This is a genomic window from Kaistella solincola (assembly GCF_000812875.1).
GTDB lineage: Bacteria > Bacteroidota > Bacteroidia > Flavobacteriales > Weeksellaceae > Kaistella > Kaistella solincola.
This window is the reverse complement of the sequence record NZ_JSYK01000003.1, coordinates 1,308,550-1,332,998: the sequence shown is the minus strand read 5'-3', so window position 1 is coordinate 1,332,998 and position 24,449 is coordinate 1,308,550. Positions and strand designations below refer to the sequence as shown.

The following is a 24,449-nucleotide window of genomic DNA, read 5'->3' as shown; positions in this document are numbered from 1 at the left end:
ATCTTTGCGCACATGGAATATAATACACAGAAAACGCTATTGCAGATGCCGGAATACGGCCGCATTATACAGCAGCTCGTGGAACGCTGTAAAGAGATTGAAAATAGAGAGGAGCGAAATGAAATGGCAGTGGCGATTGTAGATTTCATGGGGCAGCGCAACCCGCAACTGCGCGACGAAGAAAATTACAAGCACAAACTTTGGGACCATTTATTTATCTTGGCAAGCTATGACTTGGATGTAGATTCACCATACCATATACCAACCGCGGAAGAAATGAAAGTAAAGCCAAAACGCATGGATTACCCGGTTTTACAGGGAGAATTTAAATTTTATGGTAAAAGCATTCTGCAGTTAATCGATAAAGCAATTGAGCTGGAAGCGGGTGAAGAAAAGGACGCGCTGATCCAGGTAATTGCCAATAATATGAAGAAATCCTACAACGTGTACAACAAAGAGCACGTGCAGGATGATGTAATTTTCCGCCATTTAAAAGACCTTTCCGGAAACCGTCTGGATCTTACGGTGCTTGATTCTCTGGAGAAAAGCAAGATTTATTACGCGACAAACCGTACAAACAGACCCAACAACGGTAAAAATAACCAAAGCAACCAAAACAGCCAGAACAGCCAGAATAAACGTAGAAATTTTCAAAATAATAAAAACAGGAAGTAGGGATGAGCGGAAGTTTTCAAATCAGAGGAGGGAAAAAGCTGCACGGGGAAATTACGCCACAGGGAGCGAAAAATGAAGCATTGCAGATATTATGCGCGGTTTTACTAACTGATGAGGTTGTTCGCGTAAAAAATATTCCGGATATCCACGATGTAAACAGACTTATTGAAATTTTGGGCGATTTTGGCGTGAAAATTACCAAAAATGCACACGGCGATTATTCTTTTCAGGCAGATGCTGTAAATTTTGATTATATAAAGTCTCCGGAATTTAAGCAGGACGGCGCGCGGCTTCGCGGCTCAATTATGCTTTTAGGTCCGATGCTTGCGCGTTATGGCGAGGCATATATGCCAACGCCGGGCGGTGATAAAATTGGGCGCCGCCGTTTGGATACGCATTTCCAGGGTTTGGTAGAACTGGGTGCGAAATTTCGTTACGACGAAAAACAGCAATATTATTCGCTGAAAGCTGAGGCGCTGCACGGAACCTATATTTTGCTTGAGGAAGCTTCGGTTACCGGAACTGCAAATATTATTATGGCGGCAGTTTTGGCGCAGGGAACTACTAAAATTTACAATGCCGCATGCGAGCCTTATCTGCAGCAACTTTGTAAAATGCTGAACCGCATGGGAGCAAAAATCGGCGGAATTGGCTCGAACTTATTGACCATAGAAGGTGTTGATATTCTATACGGAACGGAACATACGATGCTTCCGGATATGGTGGAAATTGGTTCCTGGATTGGTTTGGCAGCGATGACCAAATCTGAAATTATCATTAAAAATGTAAACTGGAATGAGCTGGGCGTTATCCCGAATACTTTCCGGAAATTAGGAATTCAGCTTGAAAGACGCGGTGACGATATTTTCGTCCCGGCGCAGGAAAACTATAAAATACAGAAGTTCATCGATGGTTCTATTTTAACCATTTCAGATGCGCCGTGGCCGGGATTTACACCGGATTTGCTTTCGATTATTTTAGTCGTGGCGACACAGGCAAAAGGAACGGTGCTGGTTCACCAAAAAATGTTTGAATCGCGCCTCTTTTTTGTGGATAAAATCATCGATATGGGTGCGCAGATTATTTTGTGTGATCCGCACAGAGCGACGGTTGTCGGTTTAAATCATGAATATCCGCTGCGCGGAACCACTTTGGTTTCACCAGATATCCGGGCAGGAAACGCCTTGTTAATAGCCGCTTTGAGCGCGGAAGGAACTTCTGTCATTCAAAATATCGAGCAAATCGATCGTGGATATGAAAACATCGACGGAAGATTAAAAGCGTTAGGCGCCGATATTGAAAGGATTTAGTAAAACCAAAAAAAATGGTCAAAACGCCCCGAATTTTTCTGGGCGTTTTTCGTTACCAAAGTAAACCGTCAAAAAACTTATCTTTGCAAAAATTTTTGGGCTCGAAAAGTTCGAGTAACCCATTAATAATGTCATTATTAAACAAAATTTTATGTCGAACATTGTCGCCATAGTTGGCCGTCCCAATGTTGGGAAATCCACCCTTTTTAACCGTTTTCTCGAAAGAAGAGAAGCTATTGTAGATGCCACTTCCGGCGTAACCCGCGACCGCCATTACGGAAAATCCGACTGGAACGGAGTAGAATTCACCGTCATCGATACCGGCGGTTACGAAGTTAATTCCGAAGATGTTTTTCAAGGAGAAATCACCAAGCAGGTGCAGCTTGCAGTGGATGAAGCTACTTCAATTATCTTCATGCTGAACGTGCACGAAGGTTTAACGGACACTGATCAGGAAATCTACGAAATGTTACGCCGCGCAAATAAACCGGTGTACATCGTAATAAATAAAGCAGATTCTGCAAAAGAAGAACTTGCTGCTACTGAATTTTACCAGCTCGGAATTGATAAATATTACACTTTGTCATCAGCTACAGGTTCTGGAACCGGAGAACTTCTCGATGATATCGTAAAGGATTTTCCTACAGACGAATACAAAGATCCCTTCGAAGGTTTGCCGAAAATTACAATCGCCGGCCGCCCAAATGTGGGGAAATCAACTTTAACCAATGCTTTGTTGGATGTTGAAAGAAATATTGTTACCGATGTTGCGGGGACAACGCGCGATTCCATCCAGACATTATACAACAAATTTGGTTACGAGTTTGTTTTGGTGGATACTGCCGGAATGCGCCGGAAAGCTAAGGTAAAAGAAGACCTGGAATTTTATTCTGTCATGCGTTCCGTGCGTTCAATTGAGTATTCTGATGTCGTAATCATCATGGTGGACGCGACTTTAGGTTGGGAATCTCAGGATATGAATATTTTTGGTTTGGCACAGAAAAACAGAAAAGGTATCGTTATCGTAGTGAACAAATGGGATTTGGTAGAAAAAGACACCAATACCACACGGGATTTCGAAGCAAAAATCAAAGAAAAAATTGGGCAGTTTACGGATATTCCGGTGCTTTTTATCTCCGCTTTAACCAAGCAGAGAATCCTGAAAGCTGTAGAAGTTGCAATGGAAGTTTACGAAAACCGCGCAAAAAAAATCAAAACTTCAAAACTGAATGAGGTAATGCTTCCGGTTTTCGAAGCTACGCCACCGCCAGCTTTAAAAGGTAAATACGTGAAAATAAAATATTGCGTACAGCTGCCAACGCCAAGTCCGCAGTTTGTATTTTTCTGCAACCTGCCGCAGTACGTAAAAGAAGCCTACAAAAGGTTTACTGAAAACCAACTTCGGAAACATTTCGGTTTTACCGGCGTACCGATTGAAATTTATTTCAGACAAAAATAATTTGATGTGATGATCAGTCGATTTGTTCATTTACCGGCTAAAGTAGAATTTAAAAAGAAGCAACAAGATAGTTGCTTCTTTTTTTATTTGGTAACCCGCTTTCCGCTGTATCTTTTGCTGCACCTCGTTTCGCAAAAGGATGCCGCTGCAATCGGGGCTAGAAGAAAGATTTTCCTGTTTTCGAAAAATATGCCCATTTAACAGCCAAAATTTTCATCACAGAAAATTTTCTGGTTCTGATTTAATTAAAAATTCCCGACCTTTACCGCCTAAAAATAAGCAATGGTTACAGTTTTATCGCACCAATTTTCTTTAGTAAATACCTGGATTAACGAGCTCCGAAATGTGGAGCTGCAAAATGACCGCATGAGATTTCGCCGCAATATGGAAAGAATCGGGGAAATTGCCGCATTTGAAATCAGTAAAGATCTAGAACAAAAGGAAATTGAAATCACCACGCCATTAGATAAAATAATTTCAAAAGAAGTTGCAGTACAACCTGTAATCACCACGATTTTACGGGCTGGTGTCCCTCTTTTTCAGGGAATTCTGAATTACCTCGATAAAGCAGATTGCGGTTTCGTAGCGGCTTACCGAAAACACGACGCCAACGATTATTTTTCTATAAAACAGGATTATTTAACTTGCCCAAACATTGACGGTCGACCGCTCATCGTTGCAGATCCCATGCTCGCCACGGGCGCCAGCTTAATTGAAGCCATCAAGGATTTACTGAATCACGGAAAACCAACTCAACTTCATATTGTAGCAGCTATCGCGTCAAGACAAGGAGTAGAAACAATTCAAAAAGAATATCCGCATGCAAAAATCTGGGTTGGTGTCATTGATGAAAAACTTACTTCGAAAGGTTATATCACTCCAGGTTTGGGTGATGCAGGAGATCTGTCTTACGGTGAAAAACTCCAGCGCTAGTTGATGTGCTAATTTGAAAATGTGCCGATGCGGAAATTTGTTAATTCTCAAATTCTCAAATTACCCAATCTCGCATCAGGATTAATCCACCGCCATTACCAAAACACTAACTTTATTATTTCCAGCTTTTAAAATTTCCCACGCCACGGCGCGCATGGTGTTTCCGGTGGTGAAAACATCATCGATTAGCAAAACATGTTGATGTGAAATTTCTTTGGTTACAGAAAACAGATTTTCTTTGAACATCCGTTCTTCGCGGTTTTTCTGCGCCTGTGCTTTTTTGTAAAAATTTCTTTTAATCAAATTATGGCCGCACGGAATATTCAATTCTTTGGACAAAGTATCGGCGAAAAGATGCAGCTGGTTATAACCGCGTTCTTTCAGCTTTTTCGGATGCAGCGGAACAGTCGCAAAAATATCGGGCTTAAAGGCCGAAAAATCTGCTTTTTCTAAAGTCCATTTAGCAAGAATTTCACCGATTTTTTCACGTTTACCATATTTCAGTTGGTGAATTATTTTTTGGCTCGTGCTTTCTTCCTCGAACTGCATTAAAGCAAAAGCCTTTTCAACCGGAAACAGAAGCCGGCATTTTTCTGCTAATGGATTATTTACTGAAAAATGGTGATGCGTAAAATTTATTTGCTCAAAACACGCCGCGCAAACCACTTCATCCGCAGGAATAATGCGGTTGCATTCCAGACAACGATTCGGGAAAAGAAGATCCACCAAATACATATCGTGCTAATTTAGTGAAAGTTACCAATTTCCATAGAATTTTTAAAGAATGCTGGCGCGAATTCTTTCAATTGATCTTTTCATGTTTTCATTGGAAAGTTCCTTCTCGAGTCGAATTGGCGGCGCCTGCCGAACTTCACAATCCGGAATGCTGCAGGATTCACAAGTAACGCCCACGTTGATGGTTTTGATCTGGTCGCTTTTCGCAAATTTTATTTTTCGTAATGAATTGGAATTCAACAAAATTCCGATGCAATAGCTGCGGTTCGTGCCGTCCGAGAACGGGTTTTTCTGCGAAGTTGAAAGCACCAGATACGTTAAGCCGCTGTCTTTGTAGTGTGAAATTTGTGCGTCCGTAAGCTGCTCATTTTCCTTTAAATTACTCAGATTTTTCACAGCAATCCAACGGCGGCAGTAATGTTCATTCGTTGAATTCGCGTGTGGCGCCTGCTGTTGATTCAAGTGTAATTCCTTTAATATCTGTATTTTATCTGAATTTTTCTTTTTGGTAAAGCATAAATAAAATAAATCTTTGATGCCCAGTTCCTGCGGAAGAATATTGGTCAGTCGTTGATAAAAAGTTTCGGGCGAACTGGTAAATTCTTCGATCAGATTTTCAAAAAACATTGGATGCCACTCCGTCATTTGGAAAAAAAATGCCATTTTCTGCGCCAGAATTTCTTTCCGAATCAGCAGACAACCTGCAAAATATCCAGCAAAATAATTGTTCAGCAATTCTTCAAAACTCGTAAAATCCAACCAGGAATAGGTGTTTGGCCGCGGACTTAAATTCAAAACATTAAAACCGATTTCCTTTGCTAAGATGAAAGTTTTCTGGTCTTCATCTAAAAGCTCATTTAGAAAAAGCAGTTTTTTTTCGGGCAAATAAAGCGACCGTAATTTTCCGGAAGCGCCATACTGCTCAAAATTCAGTGACTGAATTTCATAGCCGAACTGCGCGCGCAGAATGCTTTCAAATTCCTCAGAATTTGGCTTGTTCGACAGCAAATTTTCTAAAATATAAATCCGTGCTTTTTCTTCGATTTCCGGGAAATAATTATCGTACAGTTCCTGAAAACTGCGCAAAACGGCAAAATAAAAAAGGTCTTTGCTGAGGTTGTAATTCTGCGAAATCTCAATTAGAGTATTTATAAACGCGGTGACTTTTTTCGGCGCATCGCTGATGATGCTGATCAAGTTGCTTTTGTTAATACCAAATAAATCCAGCGGAATTTCTTTAAAAAACTCAGACTGAATTATTTCCGCAATTGGTGCTAAACTTTTGTCAAGTTTTGTAGAAACCAAATCGTCGTAAGTACAGTTCAGCGCGGCCGCAAGCTGGGAAATTTTGTCGTGTTTTGGGTATTTTTTTCCGTTTTCTATTTCATTTAGATAAGATTTAGAAACGCCGGTCGCATTCGCCAAATCCTGCAAAGAAAGGTTGCTCCGTTGGCGGAACTGTTTCATTTTCAAGCCGAAAACCGTTTTTATAAATGCACTGTCGCGAATCATTAATTTATAATATTTCTAAATAGATTGTGAAAACCGATGAACACAAAGGTAGAGAAAAAATTTGCCGCTATTTGCACATTTTTTTTAAAAATAAATTAGCGAACGTTCGCTGTTTGTGAAGAAATTTTTATTAAGTTTGTAATACCAAATCAGAAAAATGCAAACGTAATGGAAACGATAACAGCACTTAAGATTCTAGCAAACGAAAAATATAGTGATATTTTTTCGCCGCAATTAGAGCGTTTTTTGACGGAACTTCATCAGAAATTTGATGCCAAAAGAAGAGCATTTTTGCATTCCCGAAAAATGAAGCAGGTGGAATTTGACCATCATCAATTGCCGCATTTTTTATCGGAAACCGAAGCCCTCCGAAACGGAGATTGGATTTGTAATCCTTTGCCGGCAGATTTATTGGACCGCCGCGTGGAAATTACCGGTCCGGTTGACCGAAAAATGGTGATTAATGCTTTAAATTCCGGCGCTTCAACTTTTATGGCAGATTTCGAGGACAGCAATTCGCCAAACTGGAAGAATTGCATGGAAGGTCAGCAAAATCTTTACGATGCAGTTCGCAGAACGATTTCCTTTGAAAACAAAAACGGTAAAAAATATGAGTTGGGTGAAAATTTAGCAACGCTAATAGTCCGGCCGCGCGGTTTACATTTGATTGAAAAAAACATTGAGTTTAATGGCGAAAAAGCTTCAGCGTCACTCATTGATTTTGGAATTTTCTTTTTCCGAAATGCTGAAAAATTAATCGAAAATGGCAGTGGTCCCTATTTTTATTTGCCCAAACTTGAGCATTATTTAGAAGCCCGATGGTGGAATGAGGTTTTTGAATTTTCTCAGAATTACCTCGAAATTACGCAGGGAACGATTAAAGCTACAGTTTTAATTGAAACCATTACGGCGGCTTTTCAGCTTGACGAAATTTTATTTGAATTAAAAGAACACAGCGCCGGACTGAACTGCGGTCGCTGGGACTATATTTTTTCTTACATCAAAAAGTTCCGGAATCTTCCCGAATTTTTGGTGCCCGACCGCGATCAGGTCACGATGACTTCGCCCTTTATGAGCGCTTATTCGAAAAGAGTGATTCAGGTTTGTCACAAGCGAAATGTTCACGCGATGGGTGGAATGGCAGCACAAATTCCGGTGAAAAATAACGAGGAAGAAAATGAAATTGCATATTCTAAGGTTCGTGCAGATAAAGAACGCGAGGTGAAAAACGGGCACGACGGAACTTGGGTAGCTCATCCAGGATTGGTTTCAGTGGCGAAAAAAATCTTCGATGAATTTATGCCGACGCCAAATCAAATCGATAAAAAGTTCGAAGATTACGAAATTTCTGAAGCGGACATGCTTGAAATTCCGAAAGGAACGATTACCGAAAACGGTGTCAGAAAAAATATTAACGTTGGCATCCTTTACATCGAATCATGGCTCATGGGTGTTGGTGCGGCGGCTTTGTATAATTTAATGGAAGATGCCGCGACTGCGGAAATTTCGCGTACGCAAATTTGGCAATGGCTGAAAAATCAAGCGCAGCTTGAAGATGAAAGAATTTTAAACGTTGAACTTATTATGAGTTGGCAAGAAGAAGAACTTTTAAAAATTAAAAATTACGTCGGTGAAGCTCGTTTCAAAAACGGAAAATTTGACTTAGCAACTGAACTATTTGATGATTTAATTTTTAATGAGGCATTCGAGGAATTTCTAACGCTGAAAGCTTATCAGTATTTATAAAAAATTTGCCCAAATAACACCAAAAAAACCAAAAACAAATCGATATGAAAAATCAGGAACAAATCCAGCAGCTGGAAAAAGAATGGCTTGAAAGCCCAAGATGGACCGGAATTAAAAGACCGTATTCCGCGGAAAAAGTGCTGAAACTTCGAGGGACCTACAAACTCGACTACACCATCGCAAAACTGATGTCGGAAAAATTGTGGGAAAAACTAACCAGCCAGGATTTTGTGGCCGGACTGGGAGCTTTAACCGGAAATCAGGCGGTTCAGGAAGTTGATGCCGGTCTGGAAGCGATTTATCTTTCCGGCTGGCAGGTGGCTGCCGATGCGAATTTGAGCGGAGAAATGTATCCTGATCAAAGTTTGTATCCGGCGAATTCAGTGCCCTCGGTGGTGAAAAGAATCAATAACGCTTTATTGCGCGCGGACCAAATTCAGTCCGTGAATGATATTGACGAAGCGAACTGCAAAGATTATTTAGTTCCCATAGTTGCTGATGCTGAAGCTGGTTTTGGCGGAAATCTAAATGCTTTTGAACTCATGAAACAGATGATTGAAGCGGGCGCCGCTGGAGTTCATTTTGAAGATCAATTGTCTTCAGCGAAAAAATGTGGTCATTTGGGCGGTAAAGTTTTGGTTCCTACTCAGGAAGCTGTGAATAAACTTATTGCAGCGCGTTTGGCAGCCGACGTTTGCAGTGTTCCAACTGTTTTGGTTGCCCGAACTGACGCGGATGCTGCAGATTTGCTGACTTCCGATATTGACGAGCGCGACAGAAAGTTTGTGACCGGAAAAAGAACTTCCGAAGGATTTTATGAAGTAAAAAATGGAGTAGAACAAGGCATCGATAGAGGTCTGGCGTATGCGCCGTACGCGGACTTGATCTGGATGGAAACTTCAAATCCGGACCTGGATTATGCGAGAAGATTTGCGGAAGGAATTCATGCTAAATTTCCGGGAAAAATGCTGGCGTATAATTGTTCGCCATCGTTCAACTGGGCGGCAAAACTTTCCGTGCCGGAAATGGAAACATTCCGCGAAGAACTGGCAGCAATGGGTTACAAATTCCAGTTTATCACTTTGGCAGGTTTCCATGCTTTAAATACTTCAATGTTCGAATTGGCTTTAGCCTACAAAAAACGCGGGATGGCCGGTTACAGCGAGCTTCAGGAAAGAGAATTTGCGCTTCAGAAAGAAGGTTTCCGCGCGGTGAAACACCAGAATTTCGTCGGAACTTCTTACTTTGATGAAGTGCAAACCGTGGTAACTGACGGTAATTCTTCAACCACGGCGCTTGCAGGTTCTACAGAAGCGGAGCAGTTTCATTGATTAAAACACATAACTACATATTATAATTTGAAAAAATTCCTGCTTTTAAGCGGGAATTTTTTTGCCGCTAAAACGCTAGTTTTTTTGGTTTTTGGCTGAATTTAATTTGAATTCAAACTGAAGTGCTGCAAAGCCTTAACTTTCTTTATCTTTGTAAAATGATACGAATCACCAAGATTTTCACTTTCGAAACGGCACACGTTCTTTATAATTACGACGGCAAATGCAAGAATATGCACGGCCACTCTTACAAACTTTTCGTGACGGTAAAGGGAAATCCGATCGACGATCTGGAAAATCCAAAAAACGGAATGGTGGTGGATTTTGGCGACATCAAGAAAATTGTAAAGTCGGAAATTCTTTCGGTTTGGGATCATGCGGTTTTGCTGAACGGCCTGTCACCACATAAAAATTTGGGTGAAGATTTGGAAAAGCAAGGTCATAAAGTGATTTACTGCGATTATCAGCCGACGTGCGAAAATATGCTGTACGACATTGCGAAAAAAGTACAGTTTCACCTGCCAAAAAATGTTTCGCTTGCCTATCTTAAACTTCACGAAACCGAAAATTCTTACGGCGAATGGTTTGCGGAAGATCAGGTTTAATTTTGCTAATTTGCAAATCGTGAAAATTAGCCCAAATAGATGGAAATATATCTACAGCAAAATAAAAAAGTTTACTTCGCTTCCGACCAACATTTTGGCGCGCCAACGCCGAAAGAAAGCAAGGTGCGAGAAGAAAAATTTATCCGTTGGTTAGACGAAATTAAAGCCGATGCACAGGTTTTGTTTTTGATGGGCGATTTATTCGATTTTTGGCATGAATGGAATCACGTGATACCGAAAGGTTATGTGCGGGTTTTAGGGAAATTGGCCGAGATGAAAGATTCCGGAATTGAACTTTTTATGTTCGTTGGAAACCACGATTTGTGGATGAAAAATTATTTTGAAGAAGAAATTGGCTGCAAAGTTTTTTTCGAAAAACAGTATTTTGAAATCAACGGCAAAAATTTTCTGCTTGCGCACGGTGACGGCCTCGGGCCGGGCGACAAAGGTTATAAAAGAATGAAAAAACTTTTTACGAATCCTTTGGCGCAGTGGGCTTTTAAATGGTTGCATCCGGACATCGCGATGAAAATCGCCATTTATTTTTCCACGAAAAACAAGATGATTTCAGGTGAAGAAGACAAAGCATTTTTGGGTGAAGATAAAGAATTTCTGATCCTTTATTCAAAGGAAAAATTGAAAATTGAAAAGATCGACTATTTTATTTATGGTCACCGCCACTTGCCGATGGTTTTGGATTTGGAAAACGGAAAAGCGAAATACATCAATCTTGGCGACTGGATTTCTTACTTTACGTATGGTGAATTTGCAAACGATTTTGAACTGAAAACCTTCGAGCATTAAATTGTAAAGACCTTATCTTTGCGTAAGAATTTCAAATTCAAAAAACGGTAGCGTTACCGTATTAACAAATTAATTTATTTTATGAAAAATTTTATTTTCGCATTTATTTTTGCGATGATCTCAACAACTGCATTCGGGCAAAAAACCGAAAAAACCTATCAACTTTCCAGTCACATTTTAGATGTTTCTAAGGGAATGCCTGCTCCGGGAGTTACCATTCAACTGGAAAAATACAGCAACCAAACAAAAATGTGGACGGTGGTTGATAAAAAAGTTACAGATAAAAACGGAAGAGTTGGAGATTTCTTAAGCAGCGAAAATTCTAACTTAGGAATTTATAAATTGACTTACTTCACAAGTCCTTATTTCAAATCAATGAACACAGAAAGTTTTTATCCTTGGGTAGAAGTAGTTTTTGAAATTACCAACAAAGACCATTATCACGTGCCAATCACGCTTTCCGCGTATGGTTACTCAACTTACAGAGGGAACTAAGTTTTCTTTTTATAAAATTATTTTAAGCGGAATTCGAAATTTATTTTGAATTCCGCTTTTCTTTTGGGACTTTTGCGAAACGAATCATGAACGATATTTTCAACCTAAAAACAGAAATTGATTTCCAGCAGAAATGTCTGGAAACTTTTAACTACCAATATCAAAATATTGAAGTTTACAGAAAATTTGTGGACTTTTTAAATATCGATCCAACGCATATTACAACAGTTGAAAAAGTTCCTTTTCTGCCGATCGAGATGTTTAAAAATCACACACTATTGGATCAAAATAAAACGTCCGAATTATTTTTTCAAAGTTCCGGAACAACGCAAATGAACCTTTCCAAACATTGGATTGCGGATGAAAAACTGTATCAGGAAAGCATCGTGAAAAGTTTCGAGCAGTTTATTGGAAAGCCCGAAGATTATATTTTTCTCGGATTGTTGCCAAGTTACCTGGAAAAACAAAATTCGTCCTTAATTTATATGGTAGATTTTCTGATGAAAAAATCCGGGAAACCGGAAAACGGTTATTTTCTCTACAATCATCAGGATCTGTACAATTTGTTAAAAAAAAATTTCAGGACCAATACAAAAGTAATTCTGTTCGGCGTCGCTTTTGCGCTTCTGGATTTTCTGGAATTTTGCCAAAATAGCAGCCAAAAAATCGAAACTTCGGAAGAAATTATCATCATTGAAACTGGCGGAATGAAAGGCCGAAAAGAAGAAATGACGAAAGATGAATTGCTTAAAATATTTCATCAAGGCTTTAAAACTGAAAATATTTTTTCCGAATATTCGATGACAGAACTGCTCTCGCAAGCGTATTCTTTGGGCGAAAATATTTACGAAAGTCCGAACTGGATGCGCATTCTCATCCGAAATACGGAAGATCCGTTTTCTTACGTTGAAAGTGGCAGAACCGGTGCCATCAATATCATCGATTTGGCAAACCGACATTCGTGTGCTTTTATTGCGACTCAAGATTTAGGCAAAATTGTAAGTGATTCTGAAGCTTTGAATGGAATTGATTCCGGAAAATTTCAGGTTTTGGGCAGAATTGATCATTCCGATATTCGCGGCTGCAGTTTGCTCGTGTCTTAATTTTCAACCAACATGTTAAAAGTAGAAGAACTTACCTATAATTATATTTCGAAATTTTGCGATTTTGAGAAAGATTTGGTGCTTACCAATCATTTTCATTCCGACTGGGAAGCCGATATTTTAGTCATTAATGAAGAAGGTTTCAGCCACGAGCTGGAAATTAAATTTTCAAAAGGCGACTTTAAAAATGATTTTAAAAAGAAGTATCAAAACCATCAGACCAAAGAAAAATTTTTGAAACACGATAAAATTTCTTGTGGAGATTACCCGTGTAACCAGTTCAGTTTTTTGTTACCACAGGGAATGATCGAGCACAAAAATATCCCGCCACACTGCGGAATTATTGAGTTTTACCACAATCCGGATTCTTGGGTGACGACTTTTACCGAAGTCAGGAAACCTACAAAAGTGCACGACGATTCTTTCTGGAAATTTTTCGATAAAGATCTCATGCTGAAAATCATGGCGCGAAATCTCTATTTCAAAAAACTGGAGGTGAAAGGCAGGTTTGAAGAGCTGATTTTGCCGCCGCAGTTTGTGCTAAAAAAATAAAATTTACCGCTAAAACGGCAAATTTTTCTGTTTTAATTCATTTTTGAAAATTCTTACCTTTACGTAAATTCAAAATGATGAACTTAAAAAAATACAAATTCGTTTTCTGGGCGTTGGGAATCGCCGCGGTGCTCTTTATCGCGTATCTGCTTTTCCAAATGACGCAAAGTTCTTCCATCAATTCGGTGATGACGCTTTTGATGTTGGTTCTGGGTTTGGTTTTGGGCGGCGTAATTGCTTTTTTAGCTTCGAAAAAAATGGGTTCTTCGGCGCCGGTGATTACCGAAAGTTCGCACACGATTGCGGAAAGCATGCGCAAAGTTTTTAAAGTCGTTTCCGCGGAAGGTCATTTTAATGAAATTTACAACTACGAAGAATCAAAGAAAATTTTCAATTTTATTCCGTCGAAAAAGAAAGCGCTGGTTATCATCGAAGCGAAAATTCTGGTCGGTTATGATTTCGAAAAATTTCAGTGGGAAGTTGATGAGGTGAACCGGAAAGTGAAATTGCTGAATTTTCCGCCGCCGCAAATTCTTTCTACCGAAACTGATTATAAATATTACAATATCGAGGAGCAGTTTTTCAATCTTTTCAGCAAAGAAGATTTGGCGAAGATTCAGCAAAACGGCAAAAAACAGGTCATTGAGGCGGCAAAAAAATCGCATTTGCCGGAAGTCGCAGCTGAACAGATGCGCACGCTGTTGACAGAGATTTTGGCTGGTAAAAACTTCATGCTGGAAAATGCTTCTGCGATTTCTGAAAGTAATAATTTTATTGATTATAAGCCCGATATTTCTAAGGATTCCTGAATATTTTAATTAAGTATCTGAAATTCATTTCAGAAACATAAAAATTTATCATTTCGGAACTGAACTTTTAGTACTTTTACATTTTAAAAACCTATTTATATGAAATACATTTATACGCTGTTATTGGCGGTGTTTTTGCCTTACTTCGCTCTGGCAGCCACCATTCCGGTAACTTCCATCATCAGTCCCGCAACGTTTAATGAAACGGAAGCGATAACCATCACTTTTAAAGTTGATGAAGCTGCGTACGGTGTAGCTACGACTCATGAACTTTATTTGTGGGCATGGTCCATTGATACCGCAGGTGTCAATGTAGATGCGCCAACCAATGGTGCCTGGGCAACGCCTAACTCGGCAAACAAACTTACATACGTGTCAAGTGCCGGAAATATTGGAACCTATACCTTCACGATGAACACCGTGAAGTCGTACTACGGAAACAGAACAAATCCGCTGACGAAAATTGGCTATTTGGTTAAAACTTTTTCGGGTAGTAACCAGTCGCAGGATTTTCTCGTGAATGTGGGTAAATTCCAATTTAACCTGACAAATCCCGCTGCAGGCAGTTCAAACATTATAGCTTCGGGAAGTGTTTTAAACATTACCGGGACGTCAAGTATGGCAGCTAACTATGTTGTAAAAGCAAACGGCACTACGGTTTATACCAGTTCCGCAGCTTCAACTTCGCTGAATTACGCCTACACAGTGACTTCAGATGCCAATATTGAAGTTATTGCAACCAACGCATCAGATGGTACTGCAGTAAGTAAAACTTTTTCAGTAGCGCTTGCCGCAGCAGTACAATCTGCACCGATCCCAAGCTATATGAGACAGGGTATTACCTACGATCCTGCAGATGGGACCAAGGTCGGGCTCGCTTTATACGCGCCATATAAATCATCGGTTCACGTGATCGGTAGTTTTAACAATTGGGCGGTTTCCAGCACTTATTTAATGAAGCGCGACACTACAAATCCGGATTTATTTTGGATAGAAATTACAGGTCTTACACCCCAGCAAATTTATACCTTCCAATACCGCACCGCGGATGGAATTAAAGTCGCTGATCCATATTCACCGTTGGTGCTTTCACCATATGATGATCCGTACATCAGCGCATCGGTTTACCCAAATCTTCCAGCTTATCCCACAGGACAAAATTTTGAAGTTTCGGTGATTCAAACCGCAAAACCAAAATATAACTGGACCATCACTAACTTCGATAAACCGGCAAAAGAAAACTTAATTGTTTATGAAATGCTGGTTCGCGATTTTACGGTAGAAAAAACCTGGCAGTCTTTAATTAACAAAATCAGTTATTTAAAGTCATTAAATATCAACGCGATTGAGCTGATGCCGGTTATGGAATTTGATGGAAATGAATCCTGGGGTTATAATACCGGTTTCCATTATGCTTTAGATAAAGCCTACGGAACCCCGGAAAAATTCAAGGAATTTATCGATTTATGCCACCAAAACGGTATTGCGGTAATTTTAGATATCGCTTTAAATCACGCCACAGGCAGAAGCCCGATTGAAAGATTGTGGGCGGTTGATCCCGATGGTGACGGTTTCGGTGATCCCGCGGCAAACAATCCATATTTCAACCAAACTCCGAAGCATGCTTATAATGTTTTCAACGATTTTAACCATACGTCTTCTTCTACAAAATATTATGTAGAAAGAGTGTTGGAACAATGGATTAAAGAGTATAAAATCGATGGTTTCCGTTGGGATTTAACCAAAGGTTTCACTCAAAACTGTTCCGAAAACGATCAAAACTGTACCAATGCGTACCAGCAGGACAGGGTTGATGTTTTAAAGTACTACGCGGACAAACAGTGGGCGATTGACAATTCTTCTTATATCATTTTCGAGCATTTGGGAACAGATGCTGAAGAAAGACAATGGGCGAACTACCGTATAAATGAAGGTAAAGGCATTATGATGTGGGACAAAGAAACCGTGCCTTACAACGAAAATACCATGGGTTACGCGCCGAACAGCAACTTTAACAGAGTTGATTTTGAATTGCACGGCTTTACAGAAAGAAGAGCGATCAGCTACGGCGAAAGTCATGACGAAGAACGAATCATGTTCAAAAATCTGGGATACGGAAATTCAACCGCAGGTTATAACGTAAAAGATTTATCTACAGCTTTGCAGAGACAAAAAGCCTATGCAGCGGTATTTTTAACCGTTCCCGGACCGAAAATGATCTGGCAGTTTGCGGAATTAGGGTATGACAAAAGTATTTTTACCTGCCCTGACGGTAGCACAAATTTTGATTATGAAGATGGCATTCCGGGTGATTGTAAACTTTCCAACAAACCTTCGGCGTTTGGTTTGGCTTATGATACCAATGCAGAGCGAAAATCTGTGTATGATACGTGGGCAAAAATTTTATCTTTAAGATTATCGAATGAAGTTTTCGATACCAAAGATTTTACGGTAGAATCCGGTAATTTAATGCCAAGAATTTTCATCAGAAATACCACGACTTCGGAGGCGTTAAAAAACGTAGTTGTACTTGCTAATTTCACTTTAACAAGCCAAAATATCGTTCCTAATTTCTCTTCAACCGGAACCTGGGTGAACTTAATGGATGATTCAACGTTTACTGTGAACAGTACTACAGCACCAATTACCATTGAACCGGGAGGTTTCAGAATTTTCGGTGACGCGAAAGCTTCATTGGCAACTTCGGAAGTTGGACAGAACAAAAATGCAGTTTCTGTGACATTGATGCAAAACCCGGTAACCAACGGCGTAGCGACGATCCGCTATACCAATGCTAAAAACGCTAAAGTTGCTATCTACGATCTTGCCGGAGCTTTGGTTAAAACCGTTAAACTTTCCAAAGATAATGGCGATGAAACCATTTCTGTAAGCGGTTTACAGACCGGAATGTATCTGATTCAGTTAAAATCTGAAAAAGGTGTTGCAGTGACAAAAATGCTTGTGAAGTAATCCATCTTTAACATTAAATTAAAAGGTCCGCAAATTTGCGGACCGTTTTTTTTGGCTGCTAAAAGACCGTTTTTTTCGGTTTTGGTTTAAAATATTTTTTACCTGCGTTTCAGTTTAATTTTTTCGAAATCTAAAACCAAAATTATCGCTGCTTAAACGGCAAATTTTTCCATTTTTAAATAAAGTGCTTTTTGCCTAATTTTCAGTTTTACTTTTTCGAATCTAAAACCAAAATTTTAGCTGCTAAATCAGCAAATTTTCGGTTTTTAATTTTAGACAAAACTCAAAAAAACCTTCATAAAACAGCCAAAAAAACCTCTCGTTTTCGAGAGGTTTTTATTTATTTTGAATTGAATACTTCTGACTATAAAGAAGCAGAATGCACCAATAAATCAGCTAATTTGTTGGAATATCCCATTTCATTGTCATACCATGAAACCACTTTCACAAACTGTGGAGAAAGCATGATTCCTGCATCTTTGTCAAATACAGAAGTTCTTTTTTCACCAACGAAATCCTGAGAAACTACTGCATCTTCGGTATAACCTAAAATTCCTTTTAATTCACCTTCTGAAGCAGCTTTCATTGCCTGGCAAATTTCTTCATAAGAAGTTGGTTTTTCTAATCTTACCGTTAAATCAACAACAGAAACGTCAGCTGTAGGAACTCTGAAAGACATTCCTGTTAATTTTCCGTTCAAAGCCGGGATTACTTTCCCTACCGCTTTTGCAGCACCTGTCGAAGATGGAATAATGTTGTTCAAAGCTGAACGTCCGCCTCTCCAGTCTTTCATTGACGGTCCGTCAACAGTTTTCTGTGTTGCAGTGGTTGCGTGTACAGTTGTCATCAAACCTTCTACAATACCGAAGTTGTCGTGCATTACTTTCGCAATTGGTGCCAAACAGTTGGTGGTACAAGAAGCGTTTGAGAAGATTTTAATGTCATCAGTCAAATCTTTGTGATTTACGCCCATTACAAACATTGGCGTATCATCTTTAGACGGAGCGGAAAGGATTACTTTTTTCGCGCCAGCGTTGATGTGAGCCTGAGCCAAATCTTTAGAAAGGAATAAACCTGTAGATTCCACGATGTATTCTGCACCTACTTCGTTCCATTTCAAGTTGTTGGGATCGCGCTCTGCAGTTACTCTGATTTTTTTTCCGTTTACGATAAGGTCATTTCCTTCAACAGAAATATCACCTTTAAATTCACCATGTACAGAATCATACTTTAGCATATACGCCATATATTCGGCATTGATAAGGTCGTTGATTCCTACAACTTCGATGTTTTCTCTTTCGGCCATTGCTCTGAAAACAAGACGACCAATTCTACCGAATCCGTTGATTCCTACTTTGATTGTTGACATAATTTCTTTTTTAAGATTTATATTTATTTATATTAAATGGCCAGAATTTCCGAAATTTTCAGCAAATCCTGGTCGAGGTCATTGTGTTTTTGTACTGCTTCGTCTATTGGCGTGTACACCATTTTGTTGGACTGCATTCCCACCATCACGTTGGTTTTTCCCTGCATCAGACCGACTACCGCGCCGTAACCCAATCTGCTTGCTAAAACGCGGTCCGCACAACTTGGCGAACCACCACGCTGAATATGTCCTAAAACCGCTACGCGGATATCATAATCGGGGAAACCGGCTTTTGTAGCTTTTGCGATATCATAGATGCTGCCCAGTTTTTCACCTTCCGCAACAACTACGATACTTGAAGCTTTTCCGGCAACTTCAGCTCTTTCGAAAGTTGCAAAAAGTTCCTCGATGCTGTCCTTTTTTTCCGGAATTAAAATCCCGATTGCGCCCGTCGCTAAACCGCTGTTTAGTGCGATAAATCCGGCATCGCGGCCCATCACTTCTACAAAAAATATTCTGTTGTGTGACGTTGCGGTGTCCCGAATTTTGTCAATGGCTTCCATTGCCGTATTTAGCGCTGTGTCGTAACCGATGGTATTATCCGTCCCGAAAATATCGTTGTCGATCGTTCCCGGAACACCGATCACCTGAATGCCATATTCTTCGCAGAAAATCTGTGCACCTTTGAAAGTTCCGTCACCACCGATGCAGACCAAACCGTCGATGCCATGTTTCTGGCAATTTTCGAAGGCTTTTTTTCTGCCGGCTGCGGTTTTAAACTCCAGTGAACGCGCCGACTTTAAAATGGTACCGCCTTCGGTAATAATATTTTTAACAGAACGGGGACCCATTTTGGTAAAATCGTTGTTAATTAAACCGTTATAGCCTTCTCGTACGCCGTAACATTCTATCTTGTAGTGACTTGCTGTTCTTACAACCGCGCGGAGCGCCGCATTCATACCGGGAGAATCACCTCCTGACGTAAGGACTACAATTTTTTTCACCGCAGTGTCTATCATATATAAAAATTTCAGCACAAATTTACAAAATCTAAAGGAATTTCTCAGGCTTAAATGGCAAGATTTTTATCAGAATTAATGAAGTCTTCAGCGGATTATTTTTCAAAAAAATTCGGCGCTAAAACAGCATTTTTTTCATGTTTAAATTTTTGTATTTTTGCCGGATGATGAAAAAACGAGAACATCACAAATTTTTAGCGCTGCTGTTTGCGGTCGTCTATCTTTTTGTTGCCTTGTTTTCCCAAAATTTTCACAATCACGGCAGCGGCGAAATCTACAAAGATTTCCATTTTAAAAACTCCGAAAAAACTTTTTCCGCCAATTCAAAAACTGCTGAATATACCGACTGTCTCTCGTGTCACATTTTGCACGACGGAAAATATGCCGTTCCGGAGCAGTTTTTTCTCACTTTTTCTTTTTCTGAAATTTTTCATCCCGAAACTTTCGAAACCGAAAAGAAAGCATTTCAGTTTACTTTCTACGATTTTCAGCTGCGCGGTCCGCCGGCAAATTTCATTTAATTCTATTTTTTTAAGCAATATTTAAATAACTGAATTCCAGTTTTTTAAGTCATTGTACTGTTTATTTTTTTTACCTCTATTTTAAATGAAATTTACTTTAAATATCATAGCAATCTTTTTTGGATTGCTGTTCATAAACGCGCAGAATACTTTTAACATCAAAGGAAAAGTGATTGATTTTCACGACAAAGTTCCGTTAAAAGGCGCTGAAATTACGCTCGGAAAATCCACACAACTTTCCGACGAAAACGGAAATTTTGCCTTTAAAGCCGTTAAAAAAGGCAATTACACTTTGCTCGCCACGCATCCGGACTGTAATTCTTTTAGCAAAGAAATTTCGGTAAACAAGGATTTGGAGGTCACCGTTCAGCTTGAACATCACATCGCGGACATTGAAACCATAACGCTGCACGCGGCGAACAAAAACGCCAGTACAATCATCGTGAAAACATTGGGCCGCAGCGAAATCGAAAGAAATTCCACCGAAAATTTAGGAAATATTCTCTCTGGAATTTCCGGTGTCGGCGCTTTAAAATCCGGAAATAATGTTGCGAAACCCATTATTCACGGGCTTTACGGCAGCCGCGTGCCGATTATCAACAACGGTGTGAAAATGGCGGAGCAGGAGTGGGGCGTAGAACATGCGCCGAACATCGATGTGAACCAGTTTGACCACGTAGACGTGATTAAAGGCGCAGCTGCGCTGAAGTATGGCAGTGATGCGATCGGCGGTGTTGTTGTCCTGGAGCCTGCAATTTTAAAAAGAAAAGATACGCTTCAGGGCAGTGTAAATCTCTCCGGAATTTCAAACGGGCGCGGACTTGGACTTGCAATAAACATTTTGAAAACCTGGAAAAACGGTTGGGCAATAAAAACGGCTGGTGGTTTTAAAAAACTTGGCGATCTGAAAGCGCCGGATTATTACCTGCAAAACACCGGTTTGCAGAATAATTCTTTTGGTTTTACGGTGCAAAATAACACTTATTTGCAGGGAATTTCTTTCGATTACAGCACCACGAATCAGGAAATTGGCATTTACCGCGGTTCTGATCTCGGCAATCTCGAAGATTTTTACAAAGCCATAACAACAAAAATACCGATTTATCAGCGGGAATTTTCTTATAAAATTGAAAATCCGAAACAGGATGTGCAACATCATATCGCGAAAATTTCTGCTTTTAAAAGGTTTGATCAGCTCGGAAAAATTTCGGTTGATTATAATTTTCAGTACAATCACCGGAAAGAATATGATGTGCGGCGCGGCGAACTGGCGCAAATTCCGTCGCTGGATTTGGAACTGTTCACAAACCAATTTAACATTAATGATTTAATCGAGCGGGAAAACTGGAGTTTAGAAACCGGAATCGATCTGAAATATCAGTTTAATTATTCAACTCCGGAAACACAAGCGCGCCGTTTGGTGCCGAATTATAACCAATATGCGGGCGGAATTTATTCGGTGTTAAAATATAGGTTTTCACCCGAATTTAATGCGGAAGCCAGTTTGCGTTACGATGTCACTAAATTCAATGTTAAAAAATGGTATGACCTGAACGTTTGGGAAAGTTTGTACGCGGCGGACTTTTCCAAGTTTTACGTGAAAACCGAAGGAAACCGGGTTTTTACTAAACCTGATTTGGTGTACAAAAATCTGTCTTTCAACGCTGGTTTGCAATTTACGCCTTCGCAGCATTTTGGTGTAAAACTGAATTATGCAAAAGTGGGCAGAACACCGAATATCGCGGAACTTTTTGCTGATGGTCTGCATCATTCTGCAGCGATTATCGAGGTTGGAAATCTCGGAATGAAAAACGAAGACGGTCATCAGTTCAATATAAATTTCGAGCTAAAACCACCTATTTTTGAGAATTTCAGTTTGAATGTAAATCCCTATTTATTTCTGACCAAAAATTTCATCACCGAAGTTCCGACCAGAATTCAAAATACGATTCGCGGCGTTTTTCCTGTGTGGTCTTATCAGCAAATTAATGCGGAAATTTTCGGCTTTGACGTAGATGCGGAAGTGAAATTCAATAATTTCCTGCAATACCGCGGTAATTTTTCCTACGTAAATGGTCAGGATAAAACGAATGACAAGCCATTAATTCTTATGGTTCCGACGAATTTTGCAAACAGTCTGGAATTTAATAATGAAAAGTGGCGCAATATCTACTTTAAAGTACAGCAGCAAACTTATCTTCAGCAGAAAAGATTTCCGGTTTTTAACCCAACTATCAATATTTTCGAAAATGGCGAGCAGGTGGAAAAAACTTTAGACCTGTCCACGCCGCCGTCAACCTACACTTTGTGGGGTTTACAAACCGGTTTTGACTTCAGCAAAAACTTTTCAGCAGGTGTAAATGTCACCAATTTGTTTAACCTGAATTACAAAGATTATCTGAATAGAATGCGCTATTTCTCGTACGAAATGGGCAGAAATGTCATTTTCCACATTAAATATAACTTTTAAAACTTCGACATGAAACGACTAATAATACTTAGAAAATTTCTGATTTTTTGCCTTTTTAGCGGCATATATTTCAGCTGCAGCCGCGCGGATGAAGATGAAGACGTGCTGTCGCAGGAAGATATTTCGAATATCATTTTGAACGTGAAAGACGACGCGACCGGAATTACGACAACGTATAATTACACCGTGAATTCGCAGGCGAATCCCGTCATTAATTTAGAAAACGGAAAAATCTACACTGTTAGCACGATATTTTTAAACGGAAACGAAGATGAAACGCAAAGCATTATTGAAGCGAAAGACGAACATTTTCTGCTTTTTAACTTCCAGAATTCTGAGGTGGATTTAACCAGAATTGACGAAGAAAATTCTGTGCGTAGCGACGGTAAACGCGTTGGTTTAAAAACAAAGTGGAACGTAGTCGATGCTGCGACCGGAACTAATCCGCAATTGGTGCTGACGGTTATTCACGATGCGACTACAGTTAGCGAAGAAAAAAACGGAACCGTTTTCGGTAGCGCAGTAGGCGGTGAAACCGATGCAATGGCAACTTTTACAATTTCTGAAAAATAGCCGTTTTAGCCGGAAATTTTTCGGTGTGCTACTTTCACGTCCCTTAAAAATAATCAAAAAAAAATTACTATTTTTGCAACCTAAATTTCAATAAATTACAATGAACGTTACAGCGACCAACCATGACGAAGTAAGTGCGTTACTTACAGTTACTTTAGATAAGTCAGACTACAAAGATAAAGTTGAGAAACAATTGATCAACTATGCGAAAAATGCGCAGGTTCCTGGATTCCGAAAAGGGAAAGTGCCATTGAGCATGGTGAGAAAACAATATGAAGCCGGAATTGCTTTCGAAGAAATCAACAAGCAGGTTTCTGAGGCGCTGAACAACTACGTAAATGACAATAAATTAAGATTGGTCGGCCAGCCCGTGCCACAGCCAGTGGACGATTTAAACCCGAACGCAGAGCAGCTTTCGGTACAGTTTGAAGTTGGTTATGAGCCGGAATTTACCGTAGATTTAGCGAAATACGAAGCGCCACATTACAAAGTGGAAGCTTCTGAAAAAGAAATCGGACAAAGCATTGAAAACATGCAGAAACGTTTCGCTGAGCAGATTCCACAGGAAGAAATTGGTGATGATACTACGGTTTCTTTGGAAATCAGCCAGGTTGTTGAAGAAGATGCAGAAGGCGCACATAATCATCCACCAAAAAATATCACCATTGATGCGACTAAAAAAGAAGCGTTCCAGTTGGTGAAAGATTTGAAAATGGACGGTTCTGTAAAGGTTTCTAAAGCAGATTTGGAAAGCAATGAAGAATTGGCAAAAGAACTTGGTTTTTCTAAAGAAGAAGTTGAGCATTTACACCACGACCAAATTGAAGTTAAAGTAAAAGATTTCTTCGGTTTGAAGTTGGCTGAACTGAACCAGGAATTGTTCGATAAAGTTTATGGCGAAGGAACCATCAGCTCTGAGGAAGAATTGAAAGAAAAAGTGAAAACTGAGTTGGACGAATATTTCCAGCAAAATGCAGACGTACATTTCGTAAACCAAATTTTAGCGCAGATTACCGAAAAAGAAGAAGTGAAACTTCCGGAAGAGTTTTTGGTGAAATGGTTGGTTTTCAGCAATGAAAACGTAAAAACTGAAGAGCAGGCAAAAGAAATCCTGGAAGCTGAAAAAAATCAGTTAAAATACCAGATTTTAGAAGGAAAATTAATGGCTGACAACGATATTAAACTGGAGTATGCTGATGTTTTAGCACAGGCAGAACAGCTGGTGCGTAACCAGTTGGCGATTTACGGAATTCACCATTTGCCGGATGAAGAAGTACAGAAATATGCAATAGAAATGTTGAAAGATCAGGAGCAGGTTCGTCAGATTTCCGCGGAAGTTGGAATGGCGAAACTTAAAGATGTAATTATGGAAAAAGCTTCGAAAGTTGAAACCGTGATTTCTCACGATGAGTTTTTGGAAGAAGTGAAGAAGTAATCTTCGATTTTAAATATTAAAAA

General features: G+C 39.7%; 21 protein-coding genes. 17 read left to right on the top strand and 4 right to left on the bottom strand.

Annotated features, from left to right (window positions below; genetic code table 11):
• Positions 1-12 precede the first annotated feature (12 nt).
• The 4 genes from OA84_RS10220 (at position 13) to upp (ending at position 4,377) form a co-directional block, all read left to right on the top strand.
• A complete protein-coding gene (locus OA84_RS10220; RefSeq protein ID WP_039345600.1) occupies positions 13-675 on the top strand; it encodes a DUF4290 domain-containing protein in 663 nt (220 codons plus the stop codon).
• 2 nt (positions 676-677) lie between these two features.
• On the top strand, positions 678-1,985 hold the full coding sequence (murA, locus tag OA84_RS10215; protein WP_039345596.1) for a UDP-N-acetylglucosamine 1-carboxyvinyltransferase: 1,308 nt from the start codon (positions 678-680) through the stop codon (positions 1,983-1,985).
• Positions 1,986-2,136: 151 nt separating this feature from the next.
• Positions 2,137-3,444: a ribosome biogenesis GTPase Der gene (gene der, locus OA84_RS10210; protein ID WP_039345594.1), complete on the top strand. Its 1,308-nt coding sequence runs from the start codon at positions 2,137-2,139 to the stop codon at positions 3,442-3,444.
• 282 nt (positions 3,445-3,726) lie between these two features.
• Positions 3,727-4,377: a uracil phosphoribosyltransferase gene (gene upp, locus OA84_RS10205; RefSeq protein WP_039345591.1), complete on the top strand. Its 651-nt coding sequence runs from the start codon at positions 3,727-3,729 to the stop codon at positions 4,375-4,377.
• 81 nt (positions 4,378-4,458) lie between these two features.
• Here upp and OA84_RS10200 read toward each other — a convergent pair whose 3' ends face one another.
• Positions 4,459-5,112: a ComF family protein gene (locus OA84_RS10200; RefSeq protein ID WP_039345586.1), complete on the bottom strand. Its 654-nt coding sequence runs from the start codon at positions 5,110-5,112 to the stop codon at positions 4,459-4,461.
• A gap of 42 nt (positions 5,113-5,154) precedes the next feature.
• Positions 5,155-6,624 (bottom strand): helix-turn-helix domain-containing protein, encoded by a 1,470-nt coding sequence (locus tag OA84_RS10195; RefSeq protein WP_039345582.1) that lies wholly within the window; start codon positions 6,622-6,624, stop codon positions 5,155-5,157.
• Between the two features lie 168 nt (positions 6,625-6,792).
• On the opposite strand from OA84_RS10195, the gene aceB reads away from it, so the two are divergent.
• From aceB to OA84_RS10150, 9 genes are all read left to right on the top strand, one after another.
• The gene (gene aceB / locus OA84_RS10190) at positions 6,793-8,370 is read left to right on the top strand and encodes a malate synthase A (RefSeq protein WP_039345579.1); all 1,578 of its coding nucleotides are present in this window, start codon (positions 6,793-6,795) and stop codon (positions 8,368-8,370) included.
• Between the two features lie 44 nt (positions 8,371-8,414).
• On the top strand, positions 8,415-9,701 hold the full coding sequence (aceA, locus tag OA84_RS10185; RefSeq protein ID WP_039345576.1) for an isocitrate lyase: 1,287 nt from the start codon (positions 8,415-8,417) through the stop codon (positions 9,699-9,701).
• A gap of 158 nt (positions 9,702-9,859) precedes the next feature.
• Positions 9,860-10,306, top strand: a complete 447-nt coding sequence (locus OA84_RS10180; RefSeq protein WP_039345574.1) for a 6-pyruvoyl trahydropterin synthase family protein — start codon at positions 9,860-9,862, stop codon at positions 10,304-10,306.
• A 39-nt stretch (positions 10,307-10,345) separates the two neighbouring features.
• A complete protein-coding gene (locus OA84_RS10175) occupies positions 10,346-11,110 on the top strand; it encodes a UDP-2,3-diacylglucosamine diphosphatase (protein ID WP_039345571.1) in 765 nt (254 codons plus the stop codon).
• An 81-nt stretch (positions 11,111-11,191) separates the two neighbouring features.
• Positions 11,192-11,605, top strand: coding sequence for a hydroxyisourate hydrolase (uraH, locus tag OA84_RS10170; RefSeq protein ID WP_039345567.1), 414 nt, complete (start codon positions 11,192-11,194; stop codon positions 11,603-11,605).
• Positions 11,606-11,691: 86 nt separating this feature from the next.
• Positions 11,692-12,708 (top strand): LuxE/PaaK family acyltransferase, encoded by a 1,017-nt coding sequence (locus tag OA84_RS10165; protein ID WP_039345564.1) that lies wholly within the window; start codon positions 11,692-11,694, stop codon positions 12,706-12,708.
• A gap of 12 nt (positions 12,709-12,720) precedes the next feature.
• Positions 12,721-13,260: a hypothetical protein gene (locus tag OA84_RS10160; RefSeq protein ID WP_039345559.1), complete on the top strand. Its 540-nt coding sequence runs from the start codon at positions 12,721-12,723 to the stop codon at positions 13,258-13,260.
• Positions 13,261-13,334: 74 nt separating this feature from the next.
• Positions 13,335-14,069 (top strand): DUF4230 domain-containing protein, encoded by a 735-nt coding sequence (locus OA84_RS10155; RefSeq protein ID WP_039345556.1) that lies wholly within the window; start codon positions 13,335-13,337, stop codon positions 14,067-14,069.
• Positions 14,070-14,168: 99 nt separating this feature from the next.
• Entirely contained in the window at positions 14,169-17,039 is a 2,871-nt protein-coding gene (locus OA84_RS10150; protein WP_039345554.1) for an alpha-amylase family glycosyl hydrolase, read from the top strand.
• Between the two features lie 364 nt (positions 17,040-17,403).
• On the opposite strand, the gene gap is transcribed toward OA84_RS10150, so the two are convergent.
• Positions 17,404-18,408: a type I glyceraldehyde-3-phosphate dehydrogenase gene (gap, locus tag OA84_RS10145; protein ID WP_039345552.1), complete on the bottom strand. Its 1,005-nt coding sequence runs from the start codon at positions 18,406-18,408 to the stop codon at positions 17,404-17,406.
• A gap of 32 nt (positions 18,409-18,440) precedes the next feature.
• Positions 18,441-19,427, bottom strand: a complete 987-nt coding sequence (gene pfkA, locus OA84_RS10140; protein ID WP_039345549.1) for a 6-phosphofructokinase — start codon at positions 19,425-19,427, stop codon at positions 18,441-18,443.
• Between the two features lie 164 nt (positions 19,428-19,591).
• Between pfkA and OA84_RS10135 the strand changes: the two genes are divergently transcribed.
• From OA84_RS10135 to OA84_RS10120, 4 genes are all read left to right on the top strand, one after another.
• Positions 19,592-19,948, top strand: coding sequence for a hypothetical protein (locus tag OA84_RS10135; protein WP_039345546.1), 357 nt, complete (start codon positions 19,592-19,594; stop codon positions 19,946-19,948).
• Between the two features lie 85 nt (positions 19,949-20,033).
• Positions 20,034-22,418 carry a TonB-dependent receptor gene (locus OA84_RS10130; protein WP_052252175.1) on the top strand — a complete coding sequence of 795 codons (2,385 nt, stop codon included), beginning with the start codon at positions 20,034-20,036 and terminating at the stop codon, positions 22,416-22,418.
• A 9-nt stretch (positions 22,419-22,427) separates the two neighbouring features.
• Entirely contained in the window at positions 22,428-22,991 is a 564-nt protein-coding gene (locus OA84_RS10125) for a hypothetical protein (RefSeq protein WP_039345541.1), read from the top strand.
• A gap of 100 nt (positions 22,992-23,091) precedes the next feature.
• Complete coding sequence (locus OA84_RS10120) at positions 23,092-24,426, top strand: trigger factor (RefSeq protein WP_039345538.1); 1,335 nt, start codon at positions 23,092-23,094, stop codon at positions 24,424-24,426.
• Positions 24,427-24,449: the final 23 nt, after the last annotated feature.

What these genes read in the sequence shown, in the direction of transcription:
- OA84_RS10180 (WP_039345574.1), top strand. Translation starts at nt 9,860, where the DNA reads ATGATACGAATCACCAAGATTTTCACTTTCGAAACGGCACACGTTCTT.
- pfkA (WP_039345549.1), bottom strand. Translation starts at nt 19,427, where the DNA reads ATGATAGACACTGCGGTGAAAAAAATTGTAGTCCTTACGTCAGGAGGT.
- OA84_RS10175 (WP_039345571.1), top strand. Translation starts at nt 10,346, where the DNA reads ATGGAAATATATCTACAGCAAAATAAAAAAGTTTACTTCGCTTCCGAC.
- OA84_RS10165 (WP_039345564.1), top strand. Translation starts at nt 11,692, where the DNA reads ATGAACGATATTTTCAACCTAAAAACAGAAATTGATTTCCAGCAGAAA.
- OA84_RS10200 (WP_039345586.1), bottom strand. Translation starts at nt 5,112, where the DNA reads ATGTATTTGGTGGATCTTCTTTTCCCGAATCGTTGTCTGGAATGCAAC.
- OA84_RS10130 (WP_052252175.1), top strand. Translation starts at nt 20,034, where the DNA reads ATGAAATTTACTTTAAATATCATAGCAATCTTTTTTGGATTGCTGTTC.
- OA84_RS10150 (WP_039345554.1), top strand. Translation starts at nt 14,169, where the DNA reads ATGAAATACATTTATACGCTGTTATTGGCGGTGTTTTTGCCTTACTTC.
- uraH (WP_039345567.1), top strand. Translation starts at nt 11,192, where the DNA reads ATGAAAAATTTTATTTTCGCATTTATTTTTGCGATGATCTCAACAACT.
- OA84_RS10195 (WP_039345582.1), bottom strand. Translation starts at nt 6,624, where the DNA reads ATGATTCGCGACAGTGCATTTATAAAAACGGTTTTCGGCTTGAAAATG.
- aceA (WP_039345576.1), top strand. Translation starts at nt 8,415, where the DNA reads ATGAAAAATCAGGAACAAATCCAGCAGCTGGAAAAAGAATGGCTTGAA.
- OA84_RS10220 (WP_039345600.1), top strand. Translation starts at nt 13, where the DNA reads ATGGAATATAATACACAGAAAACGCTATTGCAGATGCCGGAATACGGC.
- OA84_RS10155 (WP_039345556.1), top strand. Translation starts at nt 13,335, where the DNA reads ATGATGAACTTAAAAAAATACAAATTCGTTTTCTGGGCGTTGGGAATC.
- murA (WP_039345596.1), top strand. Translation starts at nt 678, where the DNA reads ATGAGCGGAAGTTTTCAAATCAGAGGAGGGAAAAAGCTGCACGGGGAA.
- OA84_RS10135 (WP_039345546.1), top strand. Translation starts at nt 19,592, where the DNA reads ATGATGAAAAAACGAGAACATCACAAATTTTTAGCGCTGCTGTTTGCG.
- OA84_RS10120 (WP_039345538.1), top strand. Translation starts at nt 23,092, where the DNA reads ATGAACGTTACAGCGACCAACCATGACGAAGTAAGTGCGTTACTTACA.
- gap (WP_039345552.1), bottom strand. Translation starts at nt 18,408, where the DNA reads ATGTCAACAATCAAAGTAGGAATCAACGGATTCGGTAGAATTGGTCGT.
- upp (WP_039345591.1), top strand. Translation starts at nt 3,727, where the DNA reads ATGGTTACAGTTTTATCGCACCAATTTTCTTTAGTAAATACCTGGATT.
- aceB (WP_039345579.1), top strand. Translation starts at nt 6,793, where the DNA reads ATGGAAACGATAACAGCACTTAAGATTCTAGCAAACGAAAAATATAGT.
- OA84_RS10125 (WP_039345541.1), top strand. Translation starts at nt 22,428, where the DNA reads ATGAAACGACTAATAATACTTAGAAAATTTCTGATTTTTTGCCTTTTT.
- der (WP_039345594.1), top strand. Translation starts at nt 2,137, where the DNA reads ATGTCGAACATTGTCGCCATAGTTGGCCGTCCCAATGTTGGGAAATCC.
- OA84_RS10160 (WP_039345559.1), top strand. Translation starts at nt 12,721, where the DNA reads ATGTTAAAAGTAGAAGAACTTACCTATAATTATATTTCGAAATTTTGC.